26 protein-coding genes, 1 tRNA gene and 1 pseudogene are annotated in these 23,966 nt (G+C 68.0%); 14 read left to right on the plus strand and 14 right to left on the minus strand.

Translation table 11 applies throughout. The features are described 5' to 3' along the window. Positions 1 to 42 precede the first annotated feature (42 nt). Positions 43 to 113, minus strand: a tRNA-Pro gene (locus tag NKF06_RS11955). Between the two features lie 173 nt (positions 114 to 286). Here NKF06_RS11955 and NKF06_RS11960 point away from each other — a divergent pair. Then, a complete protein-coding gene (locus NKF06_RS11960) occupies positions 287 to 571 on the plus strand; it encodes a hypothetical protein (RefSeq protein ID WP_253245508.1) in 285 nt (94 codons plus the stop codon). A 12-nt stretch (positions 572 to 583) separates the two neighbouring features. On the opposite strand, the gene NKF06_RS11965 is transcribed toward NKF06_RS11960, so the two are convergent. The 4 genes from NKF06_RS11965 to NKF06_RS11980 form a co-directional block, all read right to left on the minus strand. Further along, complete coding sequence (locus NKF06_RS11965) at positions 584 to 1,453, minus strand: RNA-guided pseudouridylation complex pseudouridine synthase subunit Cbf5 (protein WP_253245509.1); 870 nt, start codon at positions 1,451 to 1,453, stop codon at positions 584 to 586. A gap of 2 nt (positions 1,454 to 1,455) precedes the next feature. After that, positions 1,456 to 2,034, minus strand: a complete 579-nt coding sequence (cmk, locus tag NKF06_RS11970) for a (d)CMP kinase (protein ID WP_253245510.1) — start codon at positions 2,032 to 2,034, stop codon at positions 1,456 to 1,458. 150 nt (positions 2,035 to 2,184) lie between these two features. After that, a complete protein-coding gene (locus tag NKF06_RS11975; protein WP_253245511.1) occupies positions 2,185 to 3,105 on the minus strand; it encodes a DUF106 domain-containing protein in 921 nt (306 codons plus the stop codon). A gap of 121 nt (positions 3,106 to 3,226) precedes the next feature. Beyond that, positions 3,227 to 3,853, minus strand: a complete 627-nt coding sequence (locus tag NKF06_RS11980; protein ID WP_253245512.1) for an adenylate kinase — start codon at positions 3,851 to 3,853, stop codon at positions 3,227 to 3,229. Between the two features lie 208 nt (positions 3,854 to 4,061). Between NKF06_RS11980 and NKF06_RS11985 the strand changes: the two genes are divergently transcribed. The 8 genes from NKF06_RS11985 to kynU all read left to right on the plus strand — a co-directional run bounded on the left by NKF06_RS11985 (position 4,062) and on the right by kynU (position 12,352). After that, positions 4,062 to 4,208: a hypothetical protein gene (locus tag NKF06_RS11985; RefSeq protein ID WP_157575461.1), complete on the plus strand. Its 147-nt coding sequence runs from the start codon at positions 4,062 to 4,064 to the stop codon at positions 4,206 to 4,208. Next, entirely contained in the window at positions 4,205 to 5,224 is a 1,020-nt protein-coding gene (locus tag NKF06_RS11990) for a putative sulfate exporter family transporter (protein ID WP_253245513.1), read from the plus strand. The genes NKF06_RS11985 and NKF06_RS11990 overlap by 4 nt, the downstream gene beginning before the upstream one ends. Positions 5,225 to 5,312: 88 nt before the next feature. Beyond that, positions 5,313 to 5,708 (plus strand): hypothetical protein, encoded by a 396-nt coding sequence (locus NKF06_RS11995; protein WP_253245514.1) that lies wholly within the window; start codon positions 5,313 to 5,315, stop codon positions 5,706 to 5,708. Between the two features lie 194 nt (positions 5,709 to 5,902). Then, positions 5,903 to 6,364, plus strand: coding sequence for a universal stress protein (locus NKF06_RS12000; RefSeq protein WP_058827573.1), 462 nt, complete (start codon positions 5,903 to 5,905; stop codon positions 6,362 to 6,364). Beyond that, a complete protein-coding gene (locus tag NKF06_RS12005; RefSeq protein WP_058827572.1) occupies positions 6,361 to 8,580 on the plus strand; it encodes an amino acid permease in 2,220 nt (739 codons plus the stop codon). Before NKF06_RS12000 ends, NKF06_RS12005 begins: the two co-directional genes overlap by 4 nt. Positions 8,581 to 8,673: 93 nt before the next feature. After that, on the plus strand, positions 8,674 to 9,624 hold the full coding sequence (locus NKF06_RS12010; protein WP_253245515.1) for an alpha/beta fold hydrolase: 951 nt from the start codon (positions 8,674 to 8,676) through the stop codon (positions 9,622 to 9,624). Between the two features lie 310 nt (positions 9,625 to 9,934). Then, entirely contained in the window at positions 9,935 to 10,978 is a 1,044-nt protein-coding gene (locus NKF06_RS12015) for an AIR synthase family protein (protein WP_058827571.1), read from the plus strand. A gap of 69 nt (positions 10,979 to 11,047) precedes the next feature. Further along, positions 11,048 to 12,352 (plus strand): kynureninase, encoded by a 1,305-nt coding sequence (gene kynU / locus NKF06_RS12020; protein WP_253245516.1) that lies wholly within the window; start codon positions 11,048 to 11,050, stop codon positions 12,350 to 12,352. Positions 12,353 to 12,379: 27 nt separating this feature from the next. Here kynU and NKF06_RS12025 read toward each other — a convergent pair whose 3' ends face one another. The 4 genes from NKF06_RS12025 to NKF06_RS12040 form a co-directional block, all read right to left on the minus strand. Further along, positions 12,380 to 13,078, minus strand: coding sequence for an SDR family NAD(P)-dependent oxidoreductase (locus NKF06_RS12025; RefSeq protein ID WP_253245517.1), 699 nt, complete (start codon positions 13,076 to 13,078; stop codon positions 12,380 to 12,382). Positions 13,079 to 13,166: 88 nt separating this feature from the next. Further along, positions 13,167 to 13,586, minus strand: coding sequence for a desampylase (locus tag NKF06_RS12030; protein WP_253245518.1), 420 nt, complete (start codon positions 13,584 to 13,586; stop codon positions 13,167 to 13,169). After that, positions 13,573 to 14,142: an NUDIX domain-containing protein gene (locus NKF06_RS12035; protein ID WP_058566919.1), complete on the minus strand. Its 570-nt coding sequence runs from the start codon at positions 14,140 to 14,142 to the stop codon at positions 13,573 to 13,575. The genes NKF06_RS12030 and NKF06_RS12035 overlap by 14 nt, the downstream gene beginning before the upstream one ends. A 72-nt stretch (positions 14,143 to 14,214) precedes the next feature. After that, positions 14,215 to 14,628: an Lrp/AsnC family transcriptional regulator gene (locus NKF06_RS12040; RefSeq protein WP_004042482.1), complete on the minus strand. Its 414-nt coding sequence runs from the start codon at positions 14,626 to 14,628 to the stop codon at positions 14,215 to 14,217. A 97-nt stretch (positions 14,629 to 14,725) separates the two neighbouring features. Between NKF06_RS12040 and carA the strand changes: the two genes are divergently transcribed. Both carA and NKF06_RS12050 read left to right on the plus strand, forming a co-directional pair. Further along, entirely contained in the window at positions 14,726 to 15,808 is a 1,083-nt protein-coding gene (carA, locus tag NKF06_RS12045) for a glutamine-hydrolyzing carbamoyl-phosphate synthase small subunit (protein WP_058827568.1), read from the plus strand. A gap of 162 nt (positions 15,809 to 15,970) precedes the next feature. After that, complete coding sequence (locus NKF06_RS12050) at positions 15,971 to 17,008, plus strand: PAS domain-containing protein (RefSeq protein ID WP_058827567.1); 1,038 nt, start codon at positions 15,971 to 15,973, stop codon at positions 17,006 to 17,008. Positions 17,009 to 17,044: 36 nt separating this feature from the next. Here NKF06_RS12050 and NKF06_RS12055 read toward each other — a convergent pair whose 3' ends face one another. Both NKF06_RS12055 and gatD read right to left on the minus strand, forming a co-directional pair. After that, positions 17,045 to 17,953 carry a GNAT family N-acetyltransferase gene (locus NKF06_RS12055; RefSeq protein WP_253245519.1) on the minus strand — a complete coding sequence of 303 codons (909 nt, stop codon included), beginning with the start codon at positions 17,951 to 17,953 and terminating at the stop codon, positions 17,045 to 17,047. A gap of 4 nt (positions 17,954 to 17,957) precedes the next feature. After that, positions 17,958 to 19,205 (minus strand): Glu-tRNA(Gln) amidotransferase subunit GatD, encoded by a 1,248-nt coding sequence (gene gatD, locus NKF06_RS12060; RefSeq protein WP_253245520.1) that lies wholly within the window; start codon positions 19,203 to 19,205, stop codon positions 17,958 to 17,960. 249 nt (positions 19,206 to 19,454) lie between these two features. On the opposite strand from gatD, the gene NKF06_RS12065 reads away from it, so the two are divergent. Both NKF06_RS12065 and NKF06_RS12070 read left to right on the plus strand, forming a co-directional pair. After that, complete coding sequence (locus NKF06_RS12065) at positions 19,455 to 19,658, plus strand: PLDc N-terminal domain-containing protein (protein WP_253245521.1); 204 nt, start codon at positions 19,455 to 19,457, stop codon at positions 19,656 to 19,658. An 81-nt stretch (positions 19,659 to 19,739) separates the two neighbouring features. Next, complete coding sequence (locus NKF06_RS12070; RefSeq protein ID WP_253245522.1) at positions 19,740 to 20,234, plus strand: hypothetical protein; 495 nt, start codon at positions 19,740 to 19,742, stop codon at positions 20,232 to 20,234. Between the two features lie 3 nt (positions 20,235 to 20,237). Here NKF06_RS12070 and NKF06_RS12075 read toward each other — a convergent pair whose 3' ends face one another. Then, positions 20,238 to 20,891 (minus strand): metalloregulator ArsR/SmtB family transcription factor, encoded by a 654-nt coding sequence (locus NKF06_RS12075; protein ID WP_004975018.1) that lies wholly within the window; start codon positions 20,889 to 20,891, stop codon positions 20,238 to 20,240. Positions 20,892 to 21,003: 112 nt separating this feature from the next. Continuing rightward, entirely contained in the window at positions 21,004 to 21,681 is a 678-nt protein-coding gene (locus tag NKF06_RS12080) for a DUF1405 domain-containing protein (RefSeq protein ID WP_253245523.1), read from the minus strand. Between the two features lie 134 nt (positions 21,682 to 21,815). Between NKF06_RS12080 and gpmI the strand changes: the two genes are divergently transcribed. Further along, positions 21,816 to 23,408: a 2,3-bisphosphoglycerate-independent phosphoglycerate mutase gene (gpmI, locus tag NKF06_RS12085; RefSeq protein ID WP_253245524.1), complete on the plus strand. Its 1,593-nt coding sequence runs from the start codon at positions 21,816 to 21,818 to the stop codon at positions 23,406 to 23,408. Positions 23,409 to 23,460: 52 nt separating this feature from the next. Here the strand turns inward: gpmI and NKF06_RS12090 are convergent. Then, positions 23,461 to 23,966, minus strand: a pseudogene (locus NKF06_RS12090) (VTT domain-containing protein); the annotation flags it as partial.

The raw sequence follows: 23,966 nt of genomic DNA on the forward strand, positions 1-23,966 counted from the left end.
GAGCTTGTACTGCTGGTAATTTTAACCCATGAAAGTAAGAAGTGGGACCGCTGAGAGTCGAACTCAGGTCCTACCGACCCCATCGGCAGAGGATACCACTACCCCACGGTCCCGGGGTGCATTCAAAGCGATGCGTGTCTCGCGGTTAAGCCCTTCGTTTCGTCGCGGCGACGCGAAGGGCTGCCGTGCCACGGTATCGCACCGTCGTCGTGCGGTTCGAACGGTGCCACGAAACCGATTCCACTCCACGAGTACGCTTTTGCCACCTCGGAAGTAATGACAACGTATGCTCACGTCCCTCCAGAGCGTCCCGATCGGACTCCTCCCGTTCGTCGCGATGCTCCTCGTCCTCCTCGCGTTGGGCGTCGCGGGCGCCCGGTGGTGGTCGATTCGTCGCGGTGCCGAGTCCGAACCGGCGGCGGACCGCTCCGAGGAGTCGCACGGTTACCCACTGGCGTCGTGGCGCTACGTCTACGACCTCGACAAATCGGACGCGAAACGAGAGGTCGCGTCGGTCAACGAGCGGGCGGAGACGCTCGCGGACGCGGAGAAAAAACGCCGGGGAAAGTAGCGCGAAGCGGCCTCAGACCAACACGGCTTCCAGCGAGACGACCGTCCCCGAGTCGGCGTCGGCGTCGCCGACGAGTTCGCCCAGACAGACGGCCGAGCCGTCGTCGGTGAAGCAGGCGACGAGGTCGCCGCGGGCGGCGTCGGCGTCGACGTCGAAGACCCCGGGCGCGTAGACGGGCGCGCCGTTGGCGACCTCGCGAGCCGCGCTGTTGGCGATGGTGACTGATGGGAGGTGCGATAGCGCCCGCTCGGCGGGTGAGACCACGTCGCGGAGCCACGACTCGTCGCCCTCCTCGGCGAACGCGAGGGCGTCTGTGAGGTCGTGGAGCGTCACGAGGTCCGCGTCGTCGAAGGGGTCGGTCGCGGTCCGGCGGAGGTGGCCCATGTGGCCGCCGGTGCCGAGCGCGAGGCCGAGGTCGTGACACAGCTTTCGGATGTACGTCCCCGACTCGCAGCGGATGCGCAGGAGCGCCTGTCTGTCTTTCACTTCGAGGAGGTCGAGGTCGTACACCTCGCGGACGCGGAGGCGGCGCGAGACGGCGGACTTCCGCGGGGGCTTCTGGTAGAGCTTCGATTCGAACTCGGCGACGGTCGAGTCGATGTCGGCCGGCGCGGGCCCGTGGAGTTCGAGCACGGAGACGTACTCTTTCGAGCCTTCGAGGAACACCTGCGCCATGCGGGTCGCGTCGCCGAGGAGAGTCGGCAGACAGCCGGTCACCTTCGGGTCCAGCGTTCCAGAGTGGGCGGCACGGTCGACGTCGGCCATGTCGCGGACCCAGCCGGTGACTTGGTGGGCCGACGGCCCCGGCGGCTTGTCGAGGTTGACGACGCCGAACGAAAGCAGGTCGTCGACGCTCCGGTGTTCGGGCGGGTCTCGGAGCATAGTCAGAAGTCGTAACGGACGCCGTCGACGGGGTACTTGCCCTCGTCGGCCTCGGGGTCGTAGGAGTCGACCGCAGCGATGCAGATGGCGGTCACCTCGTCAGGGCCCCAGCGGGCAGTGTTGAGCGCGATATCGTAGATAGAGAGGTCCGTGATGTCGATGTCGTAGTACGCGTCGTACCGCTTGGCCTCGCTCGCCTCGCGGGTCGTCGTCTCCTCGCGGGCGATGTCGGGCGCTTTGTCCTCGCGGTCGGCGATGCGCTCGGCGCGAACGTCGACGGGGGCGTCGAGCCAAAAACGGAGGTCGGCGGCGTCGCCGGCGAGCCAGCCGGCGAGGCGGGATTCGAGGAGCACGTCGTCGCGGTCGAGGGCGATGTCGCGGAGGCGGCGGTCGAGGTCGCGGTCGATCTGGTCGTCCTCCTCGGCGAGTTTGTTGAACTCGACGGCGGTCATGTCGCGCTCGGCGGCGAGCTCGCGGAAGATGTCCCCGCCGCTTATGTGTTCGAGGTCGAACGCCTCGGCGAGCGCGGCGGCGGTCGTGCTTTTCCCGCTGCCCGGTGGTCCGGAGACGGTCAGTAACATATCCATGCTGTGTGCGGTCGGCTAAAAGGTGTTATCGTTGCCGACGACCCCTGCGGAAGCTTCTCACGGGGGTGAGTGCGAGAGAACCGAAGCTGGTGAGACGCGGAAACGGAGAGAGAAACGGGGTCGGTTCGAGTCGCTCGGGTCGGCTTACGACGCCGACGGCGACATGTCGATGTTCAGGCTCTTGCGGATGATCTGGGTGAAGCCCATCGAGCAGAGGAAGTACCAGACAATCCACGCCTGCATGGGACCGATGACTCCCTGCTTCCACTCGACGGACCCGACGAGCGGGAGCACGATATTCTCGGTGACGATGTGCGGGTCGGAGCCCCCGCCGACGCCGATGGCCCAATACATCCAGAGGAACACCGGGATGGTGAGGAACATGATCCAGACCATCGGGCGGAACTGCTCTTTGAACATGCCCATCTGGTCGCCCATCGCCTCCATCTGCTCTTCTTGAATCTTCTCGAGCGCCGCGTCGTCGCCGCGCTCCTTGGCGTCTTTCTGTCGCTGTTGGATGTCCTTCATCCGCTCTTGATACATGCCCATCTTCTCCATGTCCATGAGGTTCGCCTGCAGGAGCGTGGAGTAGAGGCCGGTCGCGAGCGCGAGGACCATCACGACGGCGTAGAACGGGAGCATGTCGGCCAGCGGGCCGAGCGCCACGTCCATCACGCCGCCGATGACGTTCCGAACCTCGGCGACCGAGTAGCCGAGGAACAGGCCGACGGTGACGACGGCCGCGCCCTTGTCGTACTTCGACCACGAGGAGTCGCCGGTGTCGGTATCGACCGACGAGGACGACGACGAGCCGTCGGAGCCGGACGTGTCGTCTTCGAGGCCGGCGCGGGTCTCCGCCGCGTCGGCGAGCCGGAACCCCTCGTCACCATCGACGAGGATACCTTTCTCGATGAGGCGGCCCCACTGGCCGCTCGTGAGCTCGTCGCGAACGTCGGCCCACTCGACTTCTCCGTCGTCCGCCCGGTCGAGGACGGTTTCGACGGCGGCGCGCATGTCGGCGTCGGAGCCGACGAGGTCGCGCACCCGAGATTCGATTCGTGCCATTACCGCCCCTTTAGCAACCGGCTGTTATCAAGGTTTTACTCTGGAGACGAGAGCGAGCGCGCCGGCGACAGCGCCGGCGCTCCGAGTATAGTCGGTGAAAAACGTCGTTCCGAGTGCGCGCTTACGCGTCGTCGATGACGGCCTGAACGTCCTCGAAGACCTCGTCCGGGGTCTGTTCGCCGTCGACCTCGACGAGGACGCCCTCGTCGCGGTAGTGTTCGATGACCGGCTCGGTGTTCTCCTTGAACACCGACAGGCGCTCGCGGACCGTCTCTTCGGTGTCGTCGTCGCGCTGGACGAGTTCGCCGCCGCAGTCGTCGCAGACGCCCTCCTCCTCGGGCTGGTTGAACTTCACGTGGAAGTTCGTGCCGCAGTCGTCGCAGACGCGGCGGCCGGTGAGGCGTTCGACGAGTTCGGACTCGGCGACCTTCAGGTAGATGACCGCGTCGAGGTCGGTGATTTCGGTGAGGTACTCCGCCTGCGAGAGGTTCCGCGGGTAGCCGTCGAGGACGTAGCCGTCGGCGTCTTCCAGCGCGGCCTCGACGATTTCGTTGACGACCGCGTCGGGGACGAGTTCGCCCTTCTCCATGAACGAACGGGGCGTCCCGTACTCGGTCTCCATGTCCTTGTTCGCGCGCAGCGCGTCGCCCGTGGTGACGTGTTCGACGCCGTAGGTCTCGGCGAGTCGCTTCGACTGTGTGCCCTTACCTGCGCCCGGCGCTCCGAGCAAGAGGATGCGCTTTGCCATATCTGACCCCATCCGGCGAGAGCATATAGTGTTGAAGATACGTACTGAGTTCTGCGACGGCGTCGGTCAGAGGAACGAGACAATATTGCTCCTTGTTCGTCGTTCTACAGCTCGTCCGACCGTCCCATCGCCGCATTCGAGGGATTTGTTGCCGGTTTCGCAGACGGAAGCGACACGTTCAACGGCGCGGCTCTCGTGGCACCAGTAAATGCGCGATTCGTCCCTCATGCGCGACGCGCTCGGCGCGACCGCCGTCGAGCGCGCGTACGGTCTGTGGTGTACGCTCGAACGCGGCTGGCGCGCGACTGCCCTCGGACTCGTCGTCGTGACTGTCCTCGTGGCGCTTGGGCCGTGAGCGCCGGGGAGAACTCGGACGCCGGCGTCGGCCGGCTCGCACGACTCGCCCCGGGCGTCACCCTCCTCGTCGTCCTCGCGGGGGCGGCGGCGCTCGTCGCCGGCTTCGTTCCCGGCGTCAACGCGCTCTTGCTCGGCGTCCTCTTCGGGGCCGTCGTCGCCAACACGGTCGGCGTCCCCGACTGGGCGCGACCCGGCGTCGACACGCAGAAGCTCCTCCTCGAGACGGGTATTGTCCTGCTCGGCGCTCGCATCGCAATCGACGAACTCGTCGCCTCCGGCCCCGTGCTGGTCGCGCTCGTCGTCGTCACCGTCGCCGCGGGCGTCCTCCTCGTCGAGGCCGTCGCCGGACGGGTGTTCGGCCTCGCCGACAAGACCGGGTCGCTTCTCGCGGCCGGCGCGAGCGTCTGCGGCGTCTCCGCGGCCACCGCCATCGCCGGCACCATCGACGCCGACGGCGAGTCCCTCACCCACGTCGTCGCCGCGGTCCTCCTGTTCGACGCGCTCACGCTCGCCGCGTTCCCCATCGCCGGTGACCTGCTCCCGCTGACCGGCCGCCAGTTCGGCATCTGGGCTGGCCTGAGCATGTTCAGCACCGGTCCCGTCACCGCGGCCGGCTTCGCCCACTCCGAGGTCGCTGGTCGCTGGGCAACCGTGACCAAACTCGCGCGAAACTCCATGCTCGGCTTCGTCGCCGTCGCCTACGCGGTTCGCTACGCCGGTCGGGCCGAGGAGGCCGCGACCGGCCTGCGCGCCGTCTTCGACGGCGTTCCACGGTTCCTCGTCGGCTTCGTCGCCGTCGCCGCCGTCGCCAACCTCGGCCTCCTTTCGGACGCGACGCTCGCGACCGTCGGCACCGCCAGCGACGCCCTGTTCGCGCTCGCGTTCGTCGGGCTCGGTCTCGACGTTCGGCTCGACGCGATGCGACAGACGGGCGCGGCTCCGCTCGCCGTCCTCGGACTGCAGCTACTCACCATCAGCGCGCTCGCGCTCGCCGCGGTTCTCGTGCTGTTCTGACGCGCTGACGGCCGTCTCGGTCGTCGCCGTCGGAGGCACACCGCGCCGACGCGGGCCGCTTTTGTACCGCCCGGGTGTAGCAACCCACATGACTCGATTCGAGGCCGACACCGCCCGCGAGCGCCGAAAGCTCTTCGCCGACGCCGTGGCGGCGCACCGCGACCGCGGCAGCGCCTTTCTCACCATCGAGGCCGAGCGCCTCGCCGACGTTGACGGCGAGGGCCCCGGCCCGTGGATTCAGTTCGCCGACCAGACGTTCAACATGGACGTGACCGACGAGGAACTCGACCGGCTCAAGGGGCTGCTCGCGGAGTTCCCCGAGTTCCGAATCGATCAGTTGGAGAGCCCCGAGGAGGCCGAGGGAACGAACGTCCGCATCACCGCCCGCTCGGACGCGAACCGCCTCGCCGGCTTCGCCGACCGAGTCTTTCAGGCGGTCTACGGCCGCGACGAGGCGTACCGGGCGTGGGTCACCGCCGTCTGAGCGGCCGGGTTCTTTCCGCGTTTGGTTCGTTTCGACGCCGTGCCCCGGTTTGCGAACTTCTAAATCTATTGCCGCACAACCTCCGCGCATGAATTCCCGACGGTCACGTTGTGAATTGGGCTCGCTCGCCCCGGCACAATCCCGTTCCGCCGGGTGGAATCGCCTCTCTTACACCACACCCACAGGTTCGACACATGACTGAACACGTCGAATCGCTGTTCTCTCACCCTCTGCTCCCGCTCGCGAACGCGGACGACGCCGAACTCACCTGTGCCACCGCGTTCCCGCGCATCGCAGCGGCCGACGGTCGGGCCTCCGTCGTCCACGTCATCGAGAAGGCGGGCGGCGCGCCGGACAAAGCCGGCGTCGAACAGCGCGAGGAGGTCGCAGACGAGCTGTTCGATATCGCTCGCCGCGCCGCGAACGACGCCGGCATCGAACTCAAGACCGATCTCCGGTTCGCGACCGACGTCGGCGACGCCATTCTCGAGGCGGCTCGCGAGGCCGACGCGACGGCTATCGTCTTCACCCCGCGCGGCGGCCGCTCGTGGTGGGACCTCTTTTCCGGCGCGGTCCGCGAGGAGTTGATTCGGCACAGCGACCGCCCCGTGGTCGTGCTGCCGGCGGACGGCGCCGACGAAGACGGTGAAACATGACAGACGAGGAACTCGCGAAAGACCTCGGCCCGCTCGCGGCGTTGACCATCGGTATCGGGACGATGATCGGCGCGGGCATCTTCGTGCTTCCGGGGGCCGCGGTCCAACAGGCCGGGCCGCTCGCGGCCGCCGCGTTCGTCCTCGGCGGCGTCATCGCGCTCTTGACCGCCATGTCCGCCAGCGAACTGGGCACCGCGATGCCGAAATCCGGCGGTGCGTACTACTACATCAACCACGCCCTCGGACCGCTGTTCGGCAGTGTCGCCGGGTGGGGCAACTGGATGGGACTCGCGTTCGCCTCCGCGTTCTACATGACCGGCTTCGGTCAGTACGTGGTGACGTTCCTCCCCATTCCGAGCCTCGTCCTCGGCGGTATCACGGTTTCCGCCGTGAAGCTCGTCGCCCTCGCGGGCGGTCTGCTCTTCGTGTTCATCAACTACGTCGGCGCGAAGGAGACGGGGAAGCTACAGAACGCCATCGTCCTCATTTTGCTGGCCATCCTCGCCGTGTTCACGGTCTTCGGACTCCTGAACGCGGACCTCGCGAAACTCCGGCCGTTCGTCCCGCCGGACAAGGGCGTGTCGCCGCTCCTGCCCGTGACCGGCCTCATCTTCGTCTCGTACCTCGGATTCGTCCAGATCACCTCCGTCGCGGAGGAGATCAAGGACCCCGGAAAGAATCTCCCGCGGGCCGTCCTCGGCAGCGTCGTCATCGTGACGCTGGTGTACGCGCTCGTCCTCCTGACCGTGCTGGCCGCCGTGGACAACAGCCTCGTCGCCGGGAACGAGACCGCCGTCGTCGACGTCGCCCGGCTCCTCATCGGTCCGGTCGGTGCGGGCGCGATGCTGTTCGGCGGCCTCCTCGCCACCGCCTCGTCCGCGAACGCCTCGATTCTCGCTTCCTCGCGGATTAACTTCGCCATGGGGCGCGACCGAATCGTCTCCTCGGAACTCAACGAGATTCACCCCCGGTTCGGCACGCCGTACCGCTCTATCGCCATCACCGGCGGGTTTATCCTCCTGTTTATCCTGCTGGCTGACGTCAACACCCTCGCGAACGCCGGGAGCGTTCTCCACCTCATCATCTACGGGCTGCTCAACGTCTCGCTCATCGTGATGCGCGTGTCCGACCCCGAGGATTACCAGCCGGACTACCGGGTTCCGCTGTACCCCCTTGTTCCCATCCTCGGGGCGATTACGTCGTTCGCCCTCATCGCCTTCTTCGCCGACACTATCGTCCTCCTCGCGGCCGGCTTCGTGGTGTTCGCCATGCTGTGGTACGCCGCCTACGCCCGCACGAAGGCGACGAAGCAGGGGATCCTCGGAAAGTACCTGCTCCAGCAGTCGGAGCAGCTCCCGGACGCCGCAGTTTCGGCCGCCACGTCGGTCCAGCCCGACGGGGGCTACCGCGTCATGGTCCCGCTTTCGAACCCCGAAAGCGAGCGCGATCTCATCTCGCTGGCCGGGGCCGTCACCAAGGCCAACGACGGGACGCTCGTCGGCGTCCACATCGTGAAGGTGCCGGACCAGACCGCTCTCGAATCGGCCCGCGAGGAGTACGACTTCGCCGAGGCCGACCGCCTGCTCGAACAGGCCCGCGTCGACGCCGACGAACTCGGCGTGGACATGGAGACGCACACCGTTCTCTCCCACCGGTCGTTCGAGGAAGTGTTCGACGCGGCGGAGACCTACAACGCCGACCTCGTCGTCATGGGCTGGGGCCCCGACAGCCACGGGTCGCCCGGCCGCGCCGAGAGCGCGTACGAGGAGATAACGCACGCGCTCCCCTACGACGTGTTGGTGCTGAAGGACCGCGGCTTCGACCCCTCGCACGTGCTCGTCCCGACCGCCGGCGGCCCGGACTCCGACCTTTCGGCGTCCATCGCCTCGGTCTTACGCGAGTTCTGCGATGCGGAGATAGAGCTCCTCCACGTCGCCGACGACAGGGACGCGGGTGAGCGCTTCCTCCGCGAGTGGGCCGACGAGCGCGGGCTCGGCGACGCCACGCTCACCGTCGAGACCGGCGACGTCGAGAGGGCTATCGAGTCGCACGCGACCGACGCGTCACTGCTCGTCGTCGGTGCGACGGAGCGCGGCCTGCTCTCGCGGCTCGTCAGCGGCACCGTCGTCATGGACGTCGTCGACGACGTGGAGTGTTCGGTCCTCTTAGCCGAACGGAGTCGCTCTCGGAGCATCAGAGAGCGCCTGTTCGGGTAGCCGAATCGGCCGCGGAACCGACCCGTTTTCTCGCCGTCGACGGCCTCTCGCGCCGCCGCGGCACATTTGTCCTTCGCCGCCGTAGCGAGGGGTATGGCGAAGCAATCGGGGCTGTCGCGCGACGACGTGGAGCTGTCCGTCGAGGCGACGAGCCGCCGCATCGACGCGGGTGAGGTCACGCTCCATGCGGTCGAAGCCGGACCGGAAGACGGCGAACTCGTCGTCCTCCTCCACGGCTTTCCGGAGTGTTGGTACGCGTGGACGGACTACCTCCGCCCGTTGACCGAAGCGGGCTACCGGGTCGTCGCGCTCGACCAGCGCGGCTACAACCTGAGCGACCGCCCCTCGGGTGTCGAGTGGTACAGTATCGACGAACTCGCCGGTGACGTGGTCGGCGTCGCGGACGCGCTCGGCCACGAGAAGGCCCACGTCGTCGGTCACGACTGGGGTGGCGCAGTGGCGTGGTGGACGGCGCTCCACCACCGCGACCGGGTGCGGTCGCTCACCGCGATGAACCTCCCACACCCGGCGGTGCTCTCCCGCCACCTCAGACGCGACCCGGCCCAACAGCTCCGAAGCTGGTATGTCCTGTTCTTCCAGCTGCCGAAACTCCCCGAACTCCTCGCCCCCGTCGGCGACTGGGCCGTCCTGGAACGGACGATGACCGGCTCCGCGCTCCCCGGCACGTTCTCGGCGACCGACCTCGACTGCTATCGCGCCGCGTGGTCTGTCTCCGGAGCCTACGGCTCGATGGTCGACTGGTACCGGGCGGTCGCCCGCGAGCGCCCGCGGCCCCGCGCCGAGACGGTCGAACCTCCGACGCTCGTCGTCTGGGGGAGCCGCGACCGGTTCCTCCGACCGAAGATGGCGCGCGAGAGCCTCGCGTTCTGCGAGGACGGTCACCTCAAGACGTTCGACGAGGCGACCCACTGGGTCCACCACGAGGAGCCGGTGGCGGTCGCCCGCGCGCTCGTCGAACACCTCGACGACGCGTGGCGGACCCCGAACAACACCCCCGACGAGGCGGGCCACCGACCGGTCTGACCGCCGTCGGTCGATTCCGGTGTGGCGGCAGTATTCTCCGCAACCTCACTGGAGCTATATAGGTCCATCGAGGGAACTTAGCGAGGTTCTTGTACGTCCGGCGTTCAGGTTGAAGCGACGCGGGCAGTCCGGTGGTGGGACTTTCCATGCCCCTTCGAACCGTCTCCGCGTCTCTTCATGAGCAGGGACGGGGGACCGTCCCACCTTTTGACCGGTGAGCGGCCGCGCCGACGACCGGGCCTCGACCCCACCGGGACGCCCGTCGTCGCCGGATGAGTACGTTCTTACTCGCGGCCCTCGCAGGACGCGTATGACCGACCTCGGAAAGGTCGACCGCGAGTTCTTCGACGAGTACATCTACCCGCGGTTGGGCGCGGCCCGCGACGACGTGGCGCTCGGCCCGACCCACGGCGTCGACTTCGGCCTCCTCGACATCGACGGCACCGCCGTCGCCATCGCGACCGACCCCGTCTCCGTGCTCCCCGCGCTCGGCTTCGAGCGTGCGGGCCGGTTCGCCATCGACATCGTCCTCTCGGACATCGCCGTCTCGGGGCTGGACCCCTCGCACCTCGCCGTCTCCTTTACGCTCCCACCCGAGATGACTGACGCGCAGTTCGCCGAACTCTGGGAAGCGATGCACGACGAGGCCGACGACCTCGGCGTCAGCATCGTCACGGGCCACACCGCCCGCTACGCCGGCTGTTCGTACCCGTGGGTCGGCGGCGCAACCGCTCTCGCCGTCGGCGACCACGACGACGTGGTCCGCCCGGACGGCGCGAGACCCGGCGACGACGTGCTCGTGACGAAGGGGCCGGGCGTCGAGGCGACCGGCCTTCTGACGACGCTCTTTCCGGACGCGTTCGCCGACCTCGACGACGACGTGCTTGCGGCCGCACAGGCACGGCTCGACGAGACCGACGCCGTCCGCGACGCGATGACCGTCTCGGCCGCCGGCGGCCGCGGCGTCCACGCCATGCACGACGCCACCGAGTGCGGCGTCCACGGCGCACTCAACGAAATCGCCGAGAGCGCGGGCGTCCAACTCGAAATCGACGAGTCGAGCATCCCGATTCGCCCCGGCGTCCGCGAGACCTGCGACTTCCTCGGCATCGACCCGTGGCGCTCGACCACCGCCGGGTCGCTCGTCGTCGCCACGGACCCCTCGGTCACGGACGACGTGGTCGCCGCGCTCGACGCCCGCGGTACCCCCGTCGGCGTCGCCGGCACCGTCGTCGCGGGCGAGGGCGTCGTCGTGGACGGCGAACGAATCGAGCACCCCGACGTTGACCCCTCGTGGGCCGCCTACGACCGACTCGCCCGCGAGGCCGAGGCGGCAGCGACCGACGCCGAATAAGCGGACTCAGCCCTCTTTTTCCAGCGCGGCCGCGTACCTACTTGTCGCGCGAGCGCTTCGGGTCGACGTATGACTGACTTCGACGACTCCGACATTACCGACATTGCCGACGACTTCACCGTCGACGCCGCCCGCGAGATGGACGCGGCGGACCCGCTTTCGGACCTCCGCGACCGGTTCTACGTCCCCGAGGGCGAACTGTACATGGACGGTAACTCGCTCGGCCCGCTCTCCGTCGACGCCGAAGCGGCGCTCGAACGCGTCATCGACGAGTGGCGCGACCTCGCCATCCGCGGATGGACCGACGCCGACCCGGAGTGGTTCACCTACGGCGAGCGACTGGGCGAGCGACTCGCCCCGCTCGTCGGCGCGAACCCCGACGAGGTCGTCGTCGCCAACTCCACCACCGTCAACATCCACGCACTCGTCGGCACGTTCTACGACCCCGCTCGCGGCGAGAACATCGTCGTCGACGACCTCGACTTCCCGACGGACCACTACGCGATTCGCGCGCAACTCCGAGCGGCCGGCCGCGACCCCGACGAGGCGCTCCGCGTGGTCGAGAGCCGCGACGGGCGGACCATCAAGACCGAGGACGTACTCGACGCCATCGACGACGACGTGGGAATGGTGTTTCTCCCCTCGGTCCTCTACCGGAGCGGCCAACTGTTCGACATCGAGACCATCACCGAGGCGGCGCACGACGCCGGCGCGCTGGCCGGCTTCGACCTCGCGCACTCGGTCGGCGCGGTCCCGCACCGGCTCTCCGAGGTCGGCGCGGACTTCGCCGTCTGGTGTCACTACAAGTATCTCAACGCCGGCCCCGGCTCCATCGCCGGCCTCTACGTCAACGAGCGCCACTTCGGCGTCACGCCCGCGCTCGCCGGCTGGTGGGGCAACGACAAGGAGACGCAGTTCGACATGGCGATGACCTACGAGCCGGCGCAGTCGGCCGGCGCGTTCCAGTCGGGGACGGTCCCGGTGCTGTCCGCGGCCCCACTCGACGGCGCGCTCGACATCGTCGAGGACGCGGGCGGCGTGGCCGCCCTCCGCGAGAAGTCGCTGGCGCTCACGGACTACCTCATCGACCTTGTGGACGAGCGACTGCCCGAGTGCGAGGTCGGCACGCCGCGTGACCCCGCGGCCCGCGGCGGCCACGTCGCGGTCGAACATCCAGAGGCCTACCGCGTCAGCCTCGCGCTCAAGGAGCGCGGCGTCGTCGTGGACTTCCGCCAACCCAACGTCGTTCGCATGGCGCCCGCGCCGGCGTACGTCGGCTTCGAGGACGTGTACCGGGCGGTCGAGCACTACCGCGAGATTCTGGACGAAGACGAATACGAGGCGTTCGAGAAGCAGAGCGGCGGCGTGACGTGAGGGCCGCGGCGGCGGGGCGTCGGTCGCTTACCAGTCGATGACTTCCTTGTCACGCCAGAACTTCCCCGCGGGCGCGCCGGGCTTGAACGTCGCGAGCCACGTCGGCGTCTCCGCGCCCTTCTCGACCGGCCGGTTGGCCTCCTCGCCACCCATGTCGGTGCGGACCCAGCCGGGACACACCGAGTTGGCGATGAGGCCGTCGTCGCCGTACTGGCCGTCGAGGTAGACCGTGAGGCCGTTGAGGCCGGTCTTCGAGATTCGATACGCGGGCGACCCGCCGGACTGCTCCTCGCCGAGCGCGCCCATGCCCGACGAGACGTTGACGACGCGGCCGCCGTTGGACTGGAGGAGGAGGGGAACCGCGTGCTTGCACAGGAGCATCGGCCCGCGGAGGTTGACGCCGAGGGTGCGGTCGATTCGCTCGGTCGGTTCGGCGACGATGTCATCACCATCCTCGGCGATGCCGGCGTTGTTGACGAGGATGTCGAGGCGGTTCTGGTCGGCGAAGATGCCGTCGACGACCTCCTCGATGTCGCCTTCTTGGGTCACGTCGAGGAGGACTCGCTCCGTCCCCTCTGGCGTCTCGTTCGTGACGCTGCGCGACCCCGCGTACACCGTCGCGCCGCGGTCGCGGAGGTTCTCGGCTATCTGGCGGCCGATGCCTCGGTTCGCGCCGGTGACGAGCGCGACCTGTCCGTCGAGGTCGTCGTAGCGGTCGGGTTCCATGGCTGCGTCTGTGAACTGAGTAAGGATATTCTCACCGAAGCGTGCCGGCGGTCGCGGCGCACCGGCGAAGGATCGGGAGGCCGACGAGTTACTCGACCGCGATAGCGAGTTCGCTGAACTCGTTTCCGGTCCACTCGTGGGCCGTCATCCGGCCGTCGGGCGAGCAGATGAGATAGACGTAGCCCGGCCACGACGCCTGTTCCCGGTCGGTCGCGCTCGGGACGGGGGCGGACTCGGGGTGCGAGTGGTAGAAGCCGACCGCGTCGTCGCCCGCGGACTCGACGGCTTCGATAATCGAAACGGTCTCTTCGGGGTCGAGTTCGTAAGCGACCCGCGGCTCGTCGGCGACGTTCGAAACGGGGTGAGCGGCGGTGACGGTGCGCGCGTCGCTGTCACCGGCGAGGACGCCGCAGACCTCCGCGGGCGGGTCGCTGGCGGCACCCTTGCGGGCGTGCGAGAGAACCGAATCCTGCGCGTCTCGTTCGATCGAGAGCCTACTCGAAGTCACGGCGCATGGCGATTTCGAACCACGGGCAGAGACGCAGTTGACGGTACCACTCGGGGTGGTCGTGGAGGTGCTCGTAGTCAACCCAGAGCATGCCCGCGATTTCCTCTTCGTCGGGGTCGAGCGTGGTGTCTTCGAGCGTGACCTTCAGGACGGCACAGACCTCCCATTCGAGGCCGGCGTTCTCGTAGTAGCGCTTGTACTCGAACTTGTCCGTGACCCGGAGGTCGGAGTACTGATCGGGCGAGATGCCGAGTTCCTCTTCGAGGCGCTCTTCGGTGGCTTCCTCTTGGGTCTGTCCCTCGACGGGGTGAGACGCGACGGTGCCGTCCCAGGAGGTGTCCCACAGGCGCTTGTTGGGCGCGCGCTGGGCGAGGAGTATCTGTCCCTCCTCGTTGAACACGAGGCAGGTGAAGGCGCGGTGGCGGATACCGTCGCCCGTGTGGGCGTCGAGTCGGTTGACCGTCCCCTCGGCGTTGTCGTCGGAGTCGACGGCGATGACGTCCTGCGCTGCGTTCTTGTGGAGTTCAGTAGCCTCGTCGGCCGCTGCGTTGCTCATGTGCCTTCCGTCGGAGTCGGGGGTCAACTAAGCTTCGATGCGAACCGCGGACCACGCGGCGGCGGCGCGCGATTAGCCGAGGCGCTCGTCGAGAATCAGGCGAGTCTTCGTGCTCTTCACGTCGTCGTGCTCGCGGGCGCGGGTGATGAGGTCGTTGACGGCGCGGGTGTCGGCGGCGTCGACGACGAGGACGATGTCCTCCTCGCCGGAGACCTGCCAGACGAAGTCGACGTCCTTCCAGTCGGCCATCAACTCGGACACGTCGTTGGTGTCCACGTCGACCGCGACGGTCACCTCTATCATCGCCTTCAGGTTCCCCGTGCGGGTCGAAATCGTAAAGCGCTCGATGACGCCTTCCTCGACCAACCGCTCGACGCGGTTTCTGACGGTCCCCTCGGAGGTCCCGACTTCGGCCGCGATCTCCGTGTTTGGGGTCCGAGCGTCCCGTCGAAGGATGTCGAGGATGCGTCGGTCAAGCTCGTCCATATCTCACGTGCCGTCCCCAGCGACTTACCGATTACGAATTTCGTAACTCGACTTCGAAAGTAACACTTATGCACCCGTGTTCCGTTCGTTTCTCGTAATGTCGGACGCCTATCTGGCGCTGGAAGACGGTCGCGTGGTCGAAGCGCGTGGCCGTGTTCCGGGGCGCACACGCGGTGAACTGGTGTTCACAACCGCATATACGGGATACGAAGAGAGTCTGACCGACCCTTCGTACGAAGAACAAGTGCTCACCTTCTCGTACCCCCTCATCGGGAACTACGGCGTCCGAGCCGAGCGATTCGAGTCCGACCGGGTCCACCCTCGGGCGGCCGTCGCACGCGAGTTCACCGAGGAGGTCGTCGAGTGGCTCGCCGACGAGGGCGTCCCAGCGGTCGACCATCTCGACACGCGCGACCTCGTCACGTCCATCCGCGAGGAGGGCGCGATGAAGGTCGGAATCGCCGTCGGCGAGGACGTGACTCCGGAGGACGCGAAGGAAGAACTCGCGCAGTGTAAGGGCATGAGCGAGCACGTCGACATCGGCGCGCAGGTCACCACGACCGAACTCACGACGTTCGAGGGCGACGGCGACACCACCGTCGCGCTCGTCGACTGCGGCGCGAAGGGCTCCATCGTGGACTCCCTCGTCGACCGCGGCGCGACGGTCCACGTGCTTCCCTACGACGCGGACGCCGAGGACGTGACCGCGCTCGACCCCGACGTGCTGTTCATCTCGAACGGCCCCGGCGACCCCGAGAACTACACCGCGACGCGCGAACTCGTCGAGGAGTTCGCCGGCGAGGTCCCGCTGGCGGGCATCTGCCTCGGCCAGCAGATCGTCGCCAGCGCGCTCGGCGGCACCACCGAGAAGATGGCCTTCGGCCACCGCGGCGTCAACCAGCCCGTCCGCGACCTCCAGAGCGGAAAGGTCGTCATGACGACCCAGAACCACGGCTACACCGTCGCCGACCCCGGCGACCAACTCGACGTGACGCAGGTCAACGTCAACGACGACACCGCCGAGGGCCTCGCCAGCGAGGAACTGAGCGTCATCACGCGCCAGTACCACCCCGAAGCCCACCCCGGTCCCCACGACTCGCTCGGGTTCTTCGACGACGTGCTCGCCATGGCGGGTACAGAGGGAAACGAGCATAAGCCCCGAGCCGTCGCCTCGGACTGACCACCGCGACCGCGACCGAACTCGAATCCGCGGCCGATTGCACCCGGCCGCGACCGGACGAACGTTGATTTTTCTGATATGTTTTCCAGCGAGCGACGCGGCTCGTATTTCGGACCTACTGTGGTAGAAACTGTCAAACGGTTTCCCGACGTACGCTTCGTGATGGACGACGTCTCGCTCATCGAACGCGGGTTCGAGGAGTTCCCGGCGACGATTGCCCTCCTCGACAGACACGGAGACATCGTCTACACGAACCGGGCGTGGCGGACGTTCGCCGACGCGAACGACTACGTCGGCGACCCCGATTCGACGGGCGTCAACTACCTCGACGTGTGCGACGCGGCCCGCGAGACCGACGAAATCGCCGGCGTCGTCGCCGACGGCATCCGCGCGGTGCTCCGCGGCGACCGCGACTGTTTCACCGCCGAGTATCCGTGTCACTCGCCCGCGGTGTACCGGTGGTTCTCGCTCCGCGTCGTCCCGATAGACACGCCGAGACATGGGGGCTTCGCGCTCGTCGTCCACTACGACATCACCGACAGACGGCTCGCGGAACTGCAGGTCAACGAGAAGAACGAACACCTCGCGGCGCTCGTCGGCTCGCTCGCGTCGGAGCTCAAGACTCACCTTGCGTCGGCCGCCGAGTCGGCCGAGCGACTCGCCTCGGCCGACGGCGACGCCGCCGTCGCGCTCTCCGAGAGTCTCTCTCGAATCGAGTCGCTCGTCGAGTGGGGTATCGACGCCGCCGAGCAACCGAGTACGCTCGATCTCGCGCCGGTGGACTTCCGTGCGCACGTCGCGGAGGCGTGGGCGGTCGCGTCGCTCGACGACGGTGACGACGCCTCGCTCCGGGTCGTCGGCGACGGGACGCTCTCGGCCGACACCCATCTGTTCGGACTGTTTCTGGTCGCGGTGCTCACGAACTGTTTCGAGCGGACCGACTCTCGCGGGCCGCCCGTTAGTACCGTCGTGGGGACGACCGCCGACGGGTTCTACGTCGACGACGACGGTCCCGGTCCGTCGCCGGCAGAGCGCGCGGCGACGACCGCGAGTCCGAACCAGTTGCTCGGCGTCGATTACGACTCCCCACATCTCTCGACGGCGCGGCGAATCGCCGATCTGCACGGCTGGCAGTTCGACGTGACCGACTCGGAACTCGGCGGCGCGCGCTTCGAGGTCCGCGGCGTCGAGTGGAACTGACCGGCGGTCGGCCGTGGGTCGAACGCGGCGCGCCCGTCAGGAGAGGTCCGCTTCCATGACGAACGTCGGCTCCTCCGCGAGGTCGCTCCGGGCGAGCGACGCATCGGAAATCCACTCGATTCGCTCGGGGAACAGGACGCGCGTCCGGTCCGCGCCGACCGAGGCGGCGTCACGTCGAACCGCGTCCAAAAGCGACTCGCAGGCCGACGCGTCGTCCCACGCGGCGACCGCGTACTCGGCCCACGTCACCTCACCCTCGTCGTCGCGTTCGCGCGAGTAGGTCCGGTTCCGATAGGTGAAGCCTGTTGTGCGGTCGTCGCCGACGACGAACAGGCGACCGTCCGCCGCGGCGTCGTGGAGTCGGGGGCGGGTGAGTTCGGAGAGCGCCCACGACTCGACGGGGTCGAGCGCGAGCCCCGACAGCGCGGTTCGCGCCTCGCTCCCGGTCCAGTAGGACCACGCGGCGTCGGCGTCGTCGCTGACCACCGCGTCCGGTTCGGCGGTCGCGTCCGGTTCGGGCGTCGCCCAGCGGAACTCGATGCCGGGGTCGAACCCGACGGTACGGGCGTTGGCGAGGCTCGGGACGTTCCACGAGTGAATCATGTTGCGGACGCGGCGCGCCCCCTGCTCGCGTGCCCAGTCGAGAAGCGCGTGCGACAGCTGGGTCGCAAGACCCTGCTCGCGGTAGTCGGGCGCGACGCGCATTCCCTGCGCCCAGCCCTCGTACTCCGAGAGCATGACGACCTGCGCGATGGCGGCCACGTCGCCGGAGGGCGTCTCCTCGCCCATGTCCACGAGGAGCGTCGCCTGCGCTAACTCGCCGGGGGAAATCCAATCGTGGTAGATGTCGGGGATGTAGTCCGACCCGCCGCGGTCGGCCCACGTGTCGCGGGTGAACGCGGCGACCGCGTCGTAGTCATCGGGTCGCGCGGGTCGAATCTCCATCAGTTCACTCCCACGGGACGGAGCGCTGGGTCAGTTCGCCTTCGAGGCTCCGGCCCATCGCGTCGGTCGGGTCCGAGAGGTTGGCGAGCGACCACATGAGCTTCACCTTCGCCGTGCCGGGGAGCGTGTCGCCCGCCTCGACGACGCCGGCGTCGAGCAGATCGCGGCCGGTGTCGTAGACGCGGTCGCAGACGCGGCCGTCGAGACACTGCGAGGTCATGGCGACGACCGTTCCGTCTTCCACGAGTTCCTCGAACCGCGGGATGAGGTCGGTGTGGACGTGGCCGAGGCCCGTCCCCTCGATGACGACGCCGGCCTTCCCGTCGAGGTAGTCGAGCGCCGCGGGGTCCATCCCGGGCGTGAACTTCACGAGTTCCACCTCGGACTCGATGTCGGCGTGGAGCGCGAGGTCGGCCTCGCCGCGGGGGGCGTAGTCGCGGTGGAACGTGACCTCCTCGGCCTCGTAGTCGACCTCGCCGAGCGGCTTCGCGCCGACGGTCTCGAAGGCGTCGCGCCGGGAGGTGTGGTTCTTGCGGACGCGCGTCCCCTCGTGGAGCGCGCAGACGTCGTCAGACTCCGAGGCGTGCATGCAGACCATGACCTCGGCGGCGTCGGCCTTGGCGGCCTCGACGGCGCAGACGGCGTTCATGACGTTGTCCGAGGAGGGGCGGTCGGCCGAGCGCTGACTGCCCGTGAAGACGATGGGAACGGGCGTGTCGAGCATGAACGACATCGCCGACGCGGAGAACTGCATCGTGTCGGTGCCGTGCATGACGACGACGCCGTCGGCACCGGCCTCGATTTCCTCGGCGATGGCCTCGGCGAGGTCGACCCACACGTCGGTCGTCATGTTCTCCGAGAGGATGTTGGCGACGACGCGGCCGCGGTAGTTCGCTCGGCCCGCGAGGTCGGGGACGGCCCGGAGCACGTCCTCGGCGTCGAACTGCGCGGTCACCGCGCCCGTTCGGTAGTCGACCGTCGAGGCGATGGTCCCGCCGGTCGAGATGAGCGAGATGGTCGGGAGGTCGTCGTCGAACTCGATTTCGGAGGTGCCGTCGCCCTCTGACTGTGCGTCTTCGATGTCGTACACGTCGGTTTCGAGCACGTCCACGTCGGCTCCCTCGCGGGCGATGCCGACGTTGTACCCGCCGTCGAGTTTGACGACGAGGTGGTCCTCGGTGGAAGACGGCATGAGCACGCCTTCGTTCGTGACGTCCGCGCGGGTGACGCGAACGCGGTCCCCTGCGTTCATATCGCGGGATACCGTGGGGGCAGACTTCAAACCCACCTTTTTACCGTTCGGGGTCGCCTCCGGCGACCCGCTCACGGCAAAAATCTGGACCAAAAACGCCGAACGGCTCGCTACGCTCACCGTTCGGTGCGACTGCTGGGCACGAGTATCACAGATTCAGACCCAAGTCACGGGCCCGACGCAGATGATGTTAGCTCTGCAGACATAACGGACACAAGACATTTTATCCGACCGTCCGTCGGCCAGCGTATGCTCCCCACGATACTCCTCCAGTCGGGCGGTGCGGCCGGCGTGTTCGTCCTGGTGTTTCTCGTCACCATCGGGATGGCGGCGTGGACGTACAGCGACGCGAAGCGAAACAGCAGTCACCCGGCGTTCCTCTGGGCCGTCGTCGTCTTCCTCGCCCCGCTCCTCGGCATCCTCCTGTACCTCATCTTGGGTCGGGGTTCGTAACGACCGCGTCGCGCCTTCTTTTCGACTGGAACCTGTCGCACCGGCACAAGAGCCATCAGGCTCGCCCGCGACCCTCTACACATGCAACGGTCGGACCAACGGGAGTCTGAGCAGTCCGTCGACGACCTGCTCTCCGGAGTGAACCGCGAGAGCGACGAGGCGACGCAGGCGGAGCGTTCCGCCTCGTCCGGCGGCGGTCGCCTCAGCGGGCTGTTCTCCCCGCGCGTGTTCCTCGCGGCGCTCCTGCTCTCCATCGGCGGACTGCTCGTCGGCGGCGCGATTCCCATCGTCGGCTTCATCGGGCGGTTCGTCGGCATCGCCGCCGCTGGCTTCGTTCTCGGCCTCGTCGGGTCGAAGCGACGCTACACGGAGGTCGTGCTCGCCGGCGCAATCGCCGCCGGTCTCGCGTTCGTCCTCTCGACGCTGTTCGCCGTGTTCGCGCCCTTCGCGGTCCAACTGCTCGCGGACTACGGCGTCGCCATCGCGGGCGTCGGCGCGGCGAGCGGCGGGCTCGCGGGGCTCGTCGGTCACTACTTCGGCCGCGACCTCCGAGCGGGCCTGACAGAGGAACTGTAGCCGTCAGTCGATTCGCCAGCGGTCGCCATTGTGGGCGACGAGGCCACCGTCGGCGAGGTGGTGCAGCGCGCTGTCGACGACCGCGGGGTCCGCGTTGAGGTCCTTCGCGATGCCGCGGACGGTGTTCGACCCGTTTGCGAGCGCGGCGAGAATCTCCGCGTAGAACCGGCTGTCGGCGTCGACGCCGAGGCGGTCGTTGAGGCGGTCGAGCACGTCGGTGATGCGGCCCTGCACCCATCGCTGGGCCAAAGAGAGTTCGTTGTCGAGTTCCTCCAGTTTCCCGAGTTCGCGCGCCAACTCGGAGACATCGTCGGTGCCGGCGTTCTCGACTTCGAGCGTCACGTGCGGGCAGCGCCCGGCCATATCGAGGCTCGGACTCGGCGGATAGGCGCTCTTCGCGCCGAACCCGTACGGCGAGACGTTCACCTCCAACCTGAGGTTCCGCGAGATGTGGAAGTACTTGCGCCGTTGGTCGTCGGTGCGGGACTCGATGAGCCCCGCGTCCTCCAGCTTTCGGAGGTGGTCGATGACGGCCTTGGGGCTGACGCCGAGGTACTCGCTGATCTCGGTGACGTAGCACGGTTTGTGCGAGAGCAACCGCAGGATGCGCCGGCGGTTTTCGTTCCCGAGTAGGTCAAGCAGTACCGCGGAGTCCATTACGAGGTCATAGACTGCGGGCGGGGAAAAGCCTGACTCATGTGATACTCCGCGCTGTCGTGCGATTAGCGATTGTGACTCACGGGGCGCTGTCGGGGCGGTACCGGGGCGCTCAGGTGGCCGGCTCCGGCGTCTCTGAGAGGCGGTCGAACGCCCGCGACGCGAGGAACACTGCGAGGAACGAGAGGGCAACCGTGATGCCCGCGAGGAGCGTCCCCGCCTCGTACTTCAGCGGCGGGTAGTAGCCGAAACCGTAGTCGAACACGTCGTTGACGAGCGCGAGCGTGAGGGCGAACCCGAGCGCGCCCTTCGTGGTCGCGCCGTACCGCGGCACGACGAGGGCGAGCGCGAGAAAGCCCGCGTGAGTGAGCATGATGCCCCAGTAGTCCCAGAGCGCGGCCCCCGAGAAGCCGATGTAGAGGTCGGGCCGGAGGTTGAGCGCGACGACCGTCCAGACGCCGTACTTGACGAGCCAGACGAACGCGAGCGTGTGGAGGTACGCGAGCGGCCGGTTGACCGGGGCGTCGGCGACGCGGCGACCGAGGTTCGGAAGGAGCGTCGCGGCCGATAGCGTCATCAGCGCGAGGGCGGTCGGCGAGTCACCGAAAAGCGGGTAGAGAAACGTCGGCAGGTCAGAAAGCGCGGGGTCGGAGTGGACGTAGAAGCTCACACCGACGAGGAACGCGGCGGCGTTGAGGACGAGGAAGACGACGAGACTCGGGCCGTTTCCGAGGTAGTACTCCGTCCAGTCGTCGACCGCCGCGTCGAGGTCGAAGTCGCGCAGACCCATCGCCGAGTCGGACGGCGCGCCGAAAGAAAAGACCGTCGGGGCGCAAACGCCGCTCTCTCATTTCCGTACGCGACACGTTGTCAACCCATGTCGGGAGCAAAGGACAGTTAGCCCGGCGCGCCGAACGGCGACGCATGGACGCAGCACTCATCATCCTCGACGGGTGGGGCCTCGGTGACCACGACCGCCGCGACGCTATCAAGGCGGCGGACACGCCGAACTTCGACCGCTACCGCGACGCGGGCGCGTTCGGAACGCTCATCGTCGACGGCCGGCGCGTCGGCCTCCCGGACGGCCAGATGGGCAACAGCGAGGTCGGCCACCTCAACATCGGGGCCGGCCGCGTCGTCAAGCAGGCGTACACCCGCATCGGCGACAGCATCGACGACGGCTCGTTCTTCGAGAACGAGGCCATCACGGCCGCCTACGACCACGCCGACGAACACGACGGCCGCGTGCACCTCATGGGCCTCGTCTCCGACGGCGGCGTCCACTCCGACCAACAGCATCTCCACGCGCTCATCGGACTCGCCGCCGACCGCGGCGTCGAGGCCGTCACCCACGCCTTTACCGACGGCCGCGACACCAGTCCCACCGGCGGCGAGGAATATCTCTCGGACCTCGAAGCCGTCGCCGAGGAGCAGGGAACCGGCGGCGTCGCCACCGTCTCCGGGCGCTACTACGCGATGGACCGCGACCAAAACTGGGAGCGCACCAAGCGCGCCTACGACGCCATCGTCGAGCGCGAGGCGGAGTGGACCGCCGACACCGCCGTCGACGCCGTCACCGAGTCGTACGACCGCGGCGACACCGATGAGTTCGTCGAGCCCACCGTCGTCGGCGACGCGCCCGCCCTCGAAGACGGCGACTCGGTCGTCTTCTTCAACTTCCGCGCGGACCGCGCGCGACAGCTCGTTCGGATGCTCTGCGACATCGAGCCCGTCTGGGAGTTCGAGACGACGCCGCCGGAGATTCTCATGACGACGATGACGCAGTACGACAAGACGTTCGACGTCTCGGTCGCCTACCCGCCGGAACAGCCCGAAGACACGCTCGGCGAGGTACTCGCTGAGGCGGACATGACGCAACTGCGCATGGCCGAGTCCGAGAAGTACCCCCACGTCACCTACTTCCTCAACGGCGGCCGCGAGGTCGAGTTCGACGGCGAGATTCGGAACATCGTCGAGAGCCCCGACGTGCCGACCTACGACCTCCAGCCCGAGATGTCTGCGGTGGAACTCACCGACACAGCCATCGGTATCATCGAGTCCGACGACCCGAACGTGATGGTGCTCAACTACGCCAACCCCGACATGGTCGGCCACACCGGCGACTACGAGGCCGCCATCGAGGCGGTCGAGGCCGTCGACGAACAGCTCGGGCGGCTCGTCGAGAGCGTCCGCGCCCACGGCGGTCACGTCTGTATCACCGCAGACCACGGCAACGCCGACGACATGGGTACCGAAGACGACCCGCACACGGCGCACACGTTCAACCCCGTCCCGTTCGTCTACCTCGCGGCCGACCGCGACGACGAGGCGGCCGCGGAGAACGACGCCGAGGGCGAAGTCGCCGAAGACGCCGCCGAGGTCGACCCCGAGCATCCGCTTTCGGGCGGCCGGACCGTCCGCGAGGGCGGGTCGCTGTGCGACATCGCGCCGACCATCCTCGAACTCGTCGGCGTCGACCAGCCGTCCGCGATGACCGGCGAGTCGCTGTTAGAATAAGCCGTCGACGCTCGCGCACCGGCCCTCGCGTTCCTTTTCCGTCTCTGTTTTCCTACGTCCCAGACTCGCCCCGGTAGCGGCGGTACGCGGTCGGCACGAGCATCGACACGCCCGCGACGGCGGCGAGGACGACGAACTCCGGGCGGACGGCCGCGGCGAGCGACTCGGTCGTGAGCGTCTCGACCGACGCGCCGGCGATGACGCCCGCGACGGCCCACGGGAGTTCGCCGACGGCGGTTCCGAGCGCGAACGCGCCGAGTCGGACGTTGGCGACGCCCGCCGCCACCGACACCACGTCGGAGGGAATCGGCAGCAGGCGACTCGCGGCGACGCCCCTGACGGAGCCGGTCTGCTCGACGGTTCGCTCGCCGACCTCGGCCAGTCTGGTCGTCCCGCGGTAGCGCCGCGCGAAGAGGAACGGCGGGACGCTCGTGAGGACGATGAGCGCCAGCGCGAACGGCACGCCGACCGGGCCAAGGCCGTAGCCGACGACGAGCGCGAGGAGCTCGTCGGCCACGCGAGAAGCGGGCGGACGAGCGCGAGCGCGCTGACGACGAG

The organism is Haloferax sp. AB510 (genome assembly GCF_024136985.1).
In the GTDB taxonomy this organism is placed as follows: domain Archaea; phylum Halobacteriota; class Halobacteria; order Halobacteriales; family Haloferacaceae; genus Haloferax.

Excerpts from the sequence above, each read along its gene's own strand:
- NKF06_RS11960 (WP_253245508.1), top strand. The coding sequence starts at position 287 with ATGCTCACGTCCCTCCAGAGCGTCCCGATCGGACTCCTCCCGTTCGTC.
- NKF06_RS11965 (WP_253245509.1), bottom strand. The coding sequence starts at position 1,453 with ATGCTCCGAGACCCGCCCGAACACCGGAGCGTCGACGACCTGCTTTCG.
- cmk (WP_253245510.1), bottom strand. The coding sequence starts at position 2,034 with ATGTTACTGACCGTCTCCGGACCACCGGGCAGCGGGAAAAGCACGACC.
- NKF06_RS11975 (WP_253245511.1), bottom strand. The coding sequence starts at position 3,105 with ATGGCACGAATCGAATCTCGGGTGCGCGACCTCGTCGGCTCCGACGCC.
- NKF06_RS11980 (WP_253245512.1), bottom strand. The coding sequence starts at position 3,853 with ATGGCAAAGCGCATCCTCTTGCTCGGAGCGCCGGGCGCAGGTAAGGGC.
- NKF06_RS11985 (WP_157575461.1), top strand. The coding sequence starts at position 4,062 with ATGCGCGATTCGTCCCTCATGCGCGACGCGCTCGGCGCGACCGCCGTC.
- NKF06_RS11995 (WP_253245514.1), top strand. The coding sequence starts at position 5,313 with ATGACTCGATTCGAGGCCGACACCGCCCGCGAGCGCCGAAAGCTCTTC.
- NKF06_RS12000 (WP_058827573.1), top strand. The coding sequence starts at position 5,903 with ATGACTGAACACGTCGAATCGCTGTTCTCTCACCCTCTGCTCCCGCTC.
- NKF06_RS12005 (WP_058827572.1), top strand. The coding sequence starts at position 6,361 with ATGACAGACGAGGAACTCGCGAAAGACCTCGGCCCGCTCGCGGCGTTG.
- NKF06_RS12010 (WP_253245515.1), top strand. The coding sequence starts at position 8,674 with ATGGCGAAGCAATCGGGGCTGTCGCGCGACGACGTGGAGCTGTCCGTC.
- NKF06_RS12015 (WP_058827571.1), top strand. The coding sequence starts at position 9,935 with ATGACCGACCTCGGAAAGGTCGACCGCGAGTTCTTCGACGAGTACATC.
- kynU (WP_253245516.1), top strand. The coding sequence starts at position 11,048 with ATGACTGACTTCGACGACTCCGACATTACCGACATTGCCGACGACTTC.
- NKF06_RS12025 (WP_253245517.1), bottom strand. The coding sequence starts at position 13,078 with ATGGAACCCGACCGCTACGACGACCTCGACGGACAGGTCGCGCTCGTC.
- NKF06_RS12035 (WP_058566919.1), bottom strand. The coding sequence starts at position 14,142 with ATGAGCAACGCAGCGGCCGACGAGGCTACTGAACTCCACAAGAACGCA.
- NKF06_RS12040 (WP_004042482.1), bottom strand. The coding sequence starts at position 14,628 with ATGGACGAGCTTGACCGACGCATCCTCGACATCCTTCGACGGGACGCT.
- carA (WP_058827568.1), top strand. The coding sequence starts at position 14,726 with ATGTCGGACGCCTATCTGGCGCTGGAAGACGGTCGCGTGGTCGAAGCG.
- NKF06_RS12050 (WP_058827567.1), top strand. The coding sequence starts at position 15,971 with ATGGACGACGTCTCGCTCATCGAACGCGGGTTCGAGGAGTTCCCGGCG.
- NKF06_RS12055 (WP_253245519.1), bottom strand. The coding sequence starts at position 17,953 with ATGGAGATTCGACCCGCGCGACCCGATGACTACGACGCGGTCGCCGCG.
- gatD (WP_253245520.1), bottom strand. The coding sequence starts at position 19,205 with ATGAACGCAGGGGACCGCGTTCGCGTCACCCGCGCGGACGTCACGAAC.
- NKF06_RS12065 (WP_253245521.1), top strand. The coding sequence starts at position 19,455 with ATGCTCCCCACGATACTCCTCCAGTCGGGCGGTGCGGCCGGCGTGTTC.
- NKF06_RS12070 (WP_253245522.1), top strand. The coding sequence starts at position 19,740 with ATGCAACGGTCGGACCAACGGGAGTCTGAGCAGTCCGTCGACGACCTG.
- NKF06_RS12075 (WP_004975018.1), bottom strand. The coding sequence starts at position 20,891 with ATGGACTCCGCGGTACTGCTTGACCTACTCGGGAACGAAAACCGCCGG.
- NKF06_RS12080 (WP_253245523.1), bottom strand. The coding sequence starts at position 21,681 with ATGGGTCTGCGCGACTTCGACCTCGACGCGGCGGTCGACGACTGGACG.
- gpmI (WP_253245524.1), top strand. The coding sequence starts at position 21,816 with ATGGACGCAGCACTCATCATCCTCGACGGGTGGGGCCTCGGTGACCAC.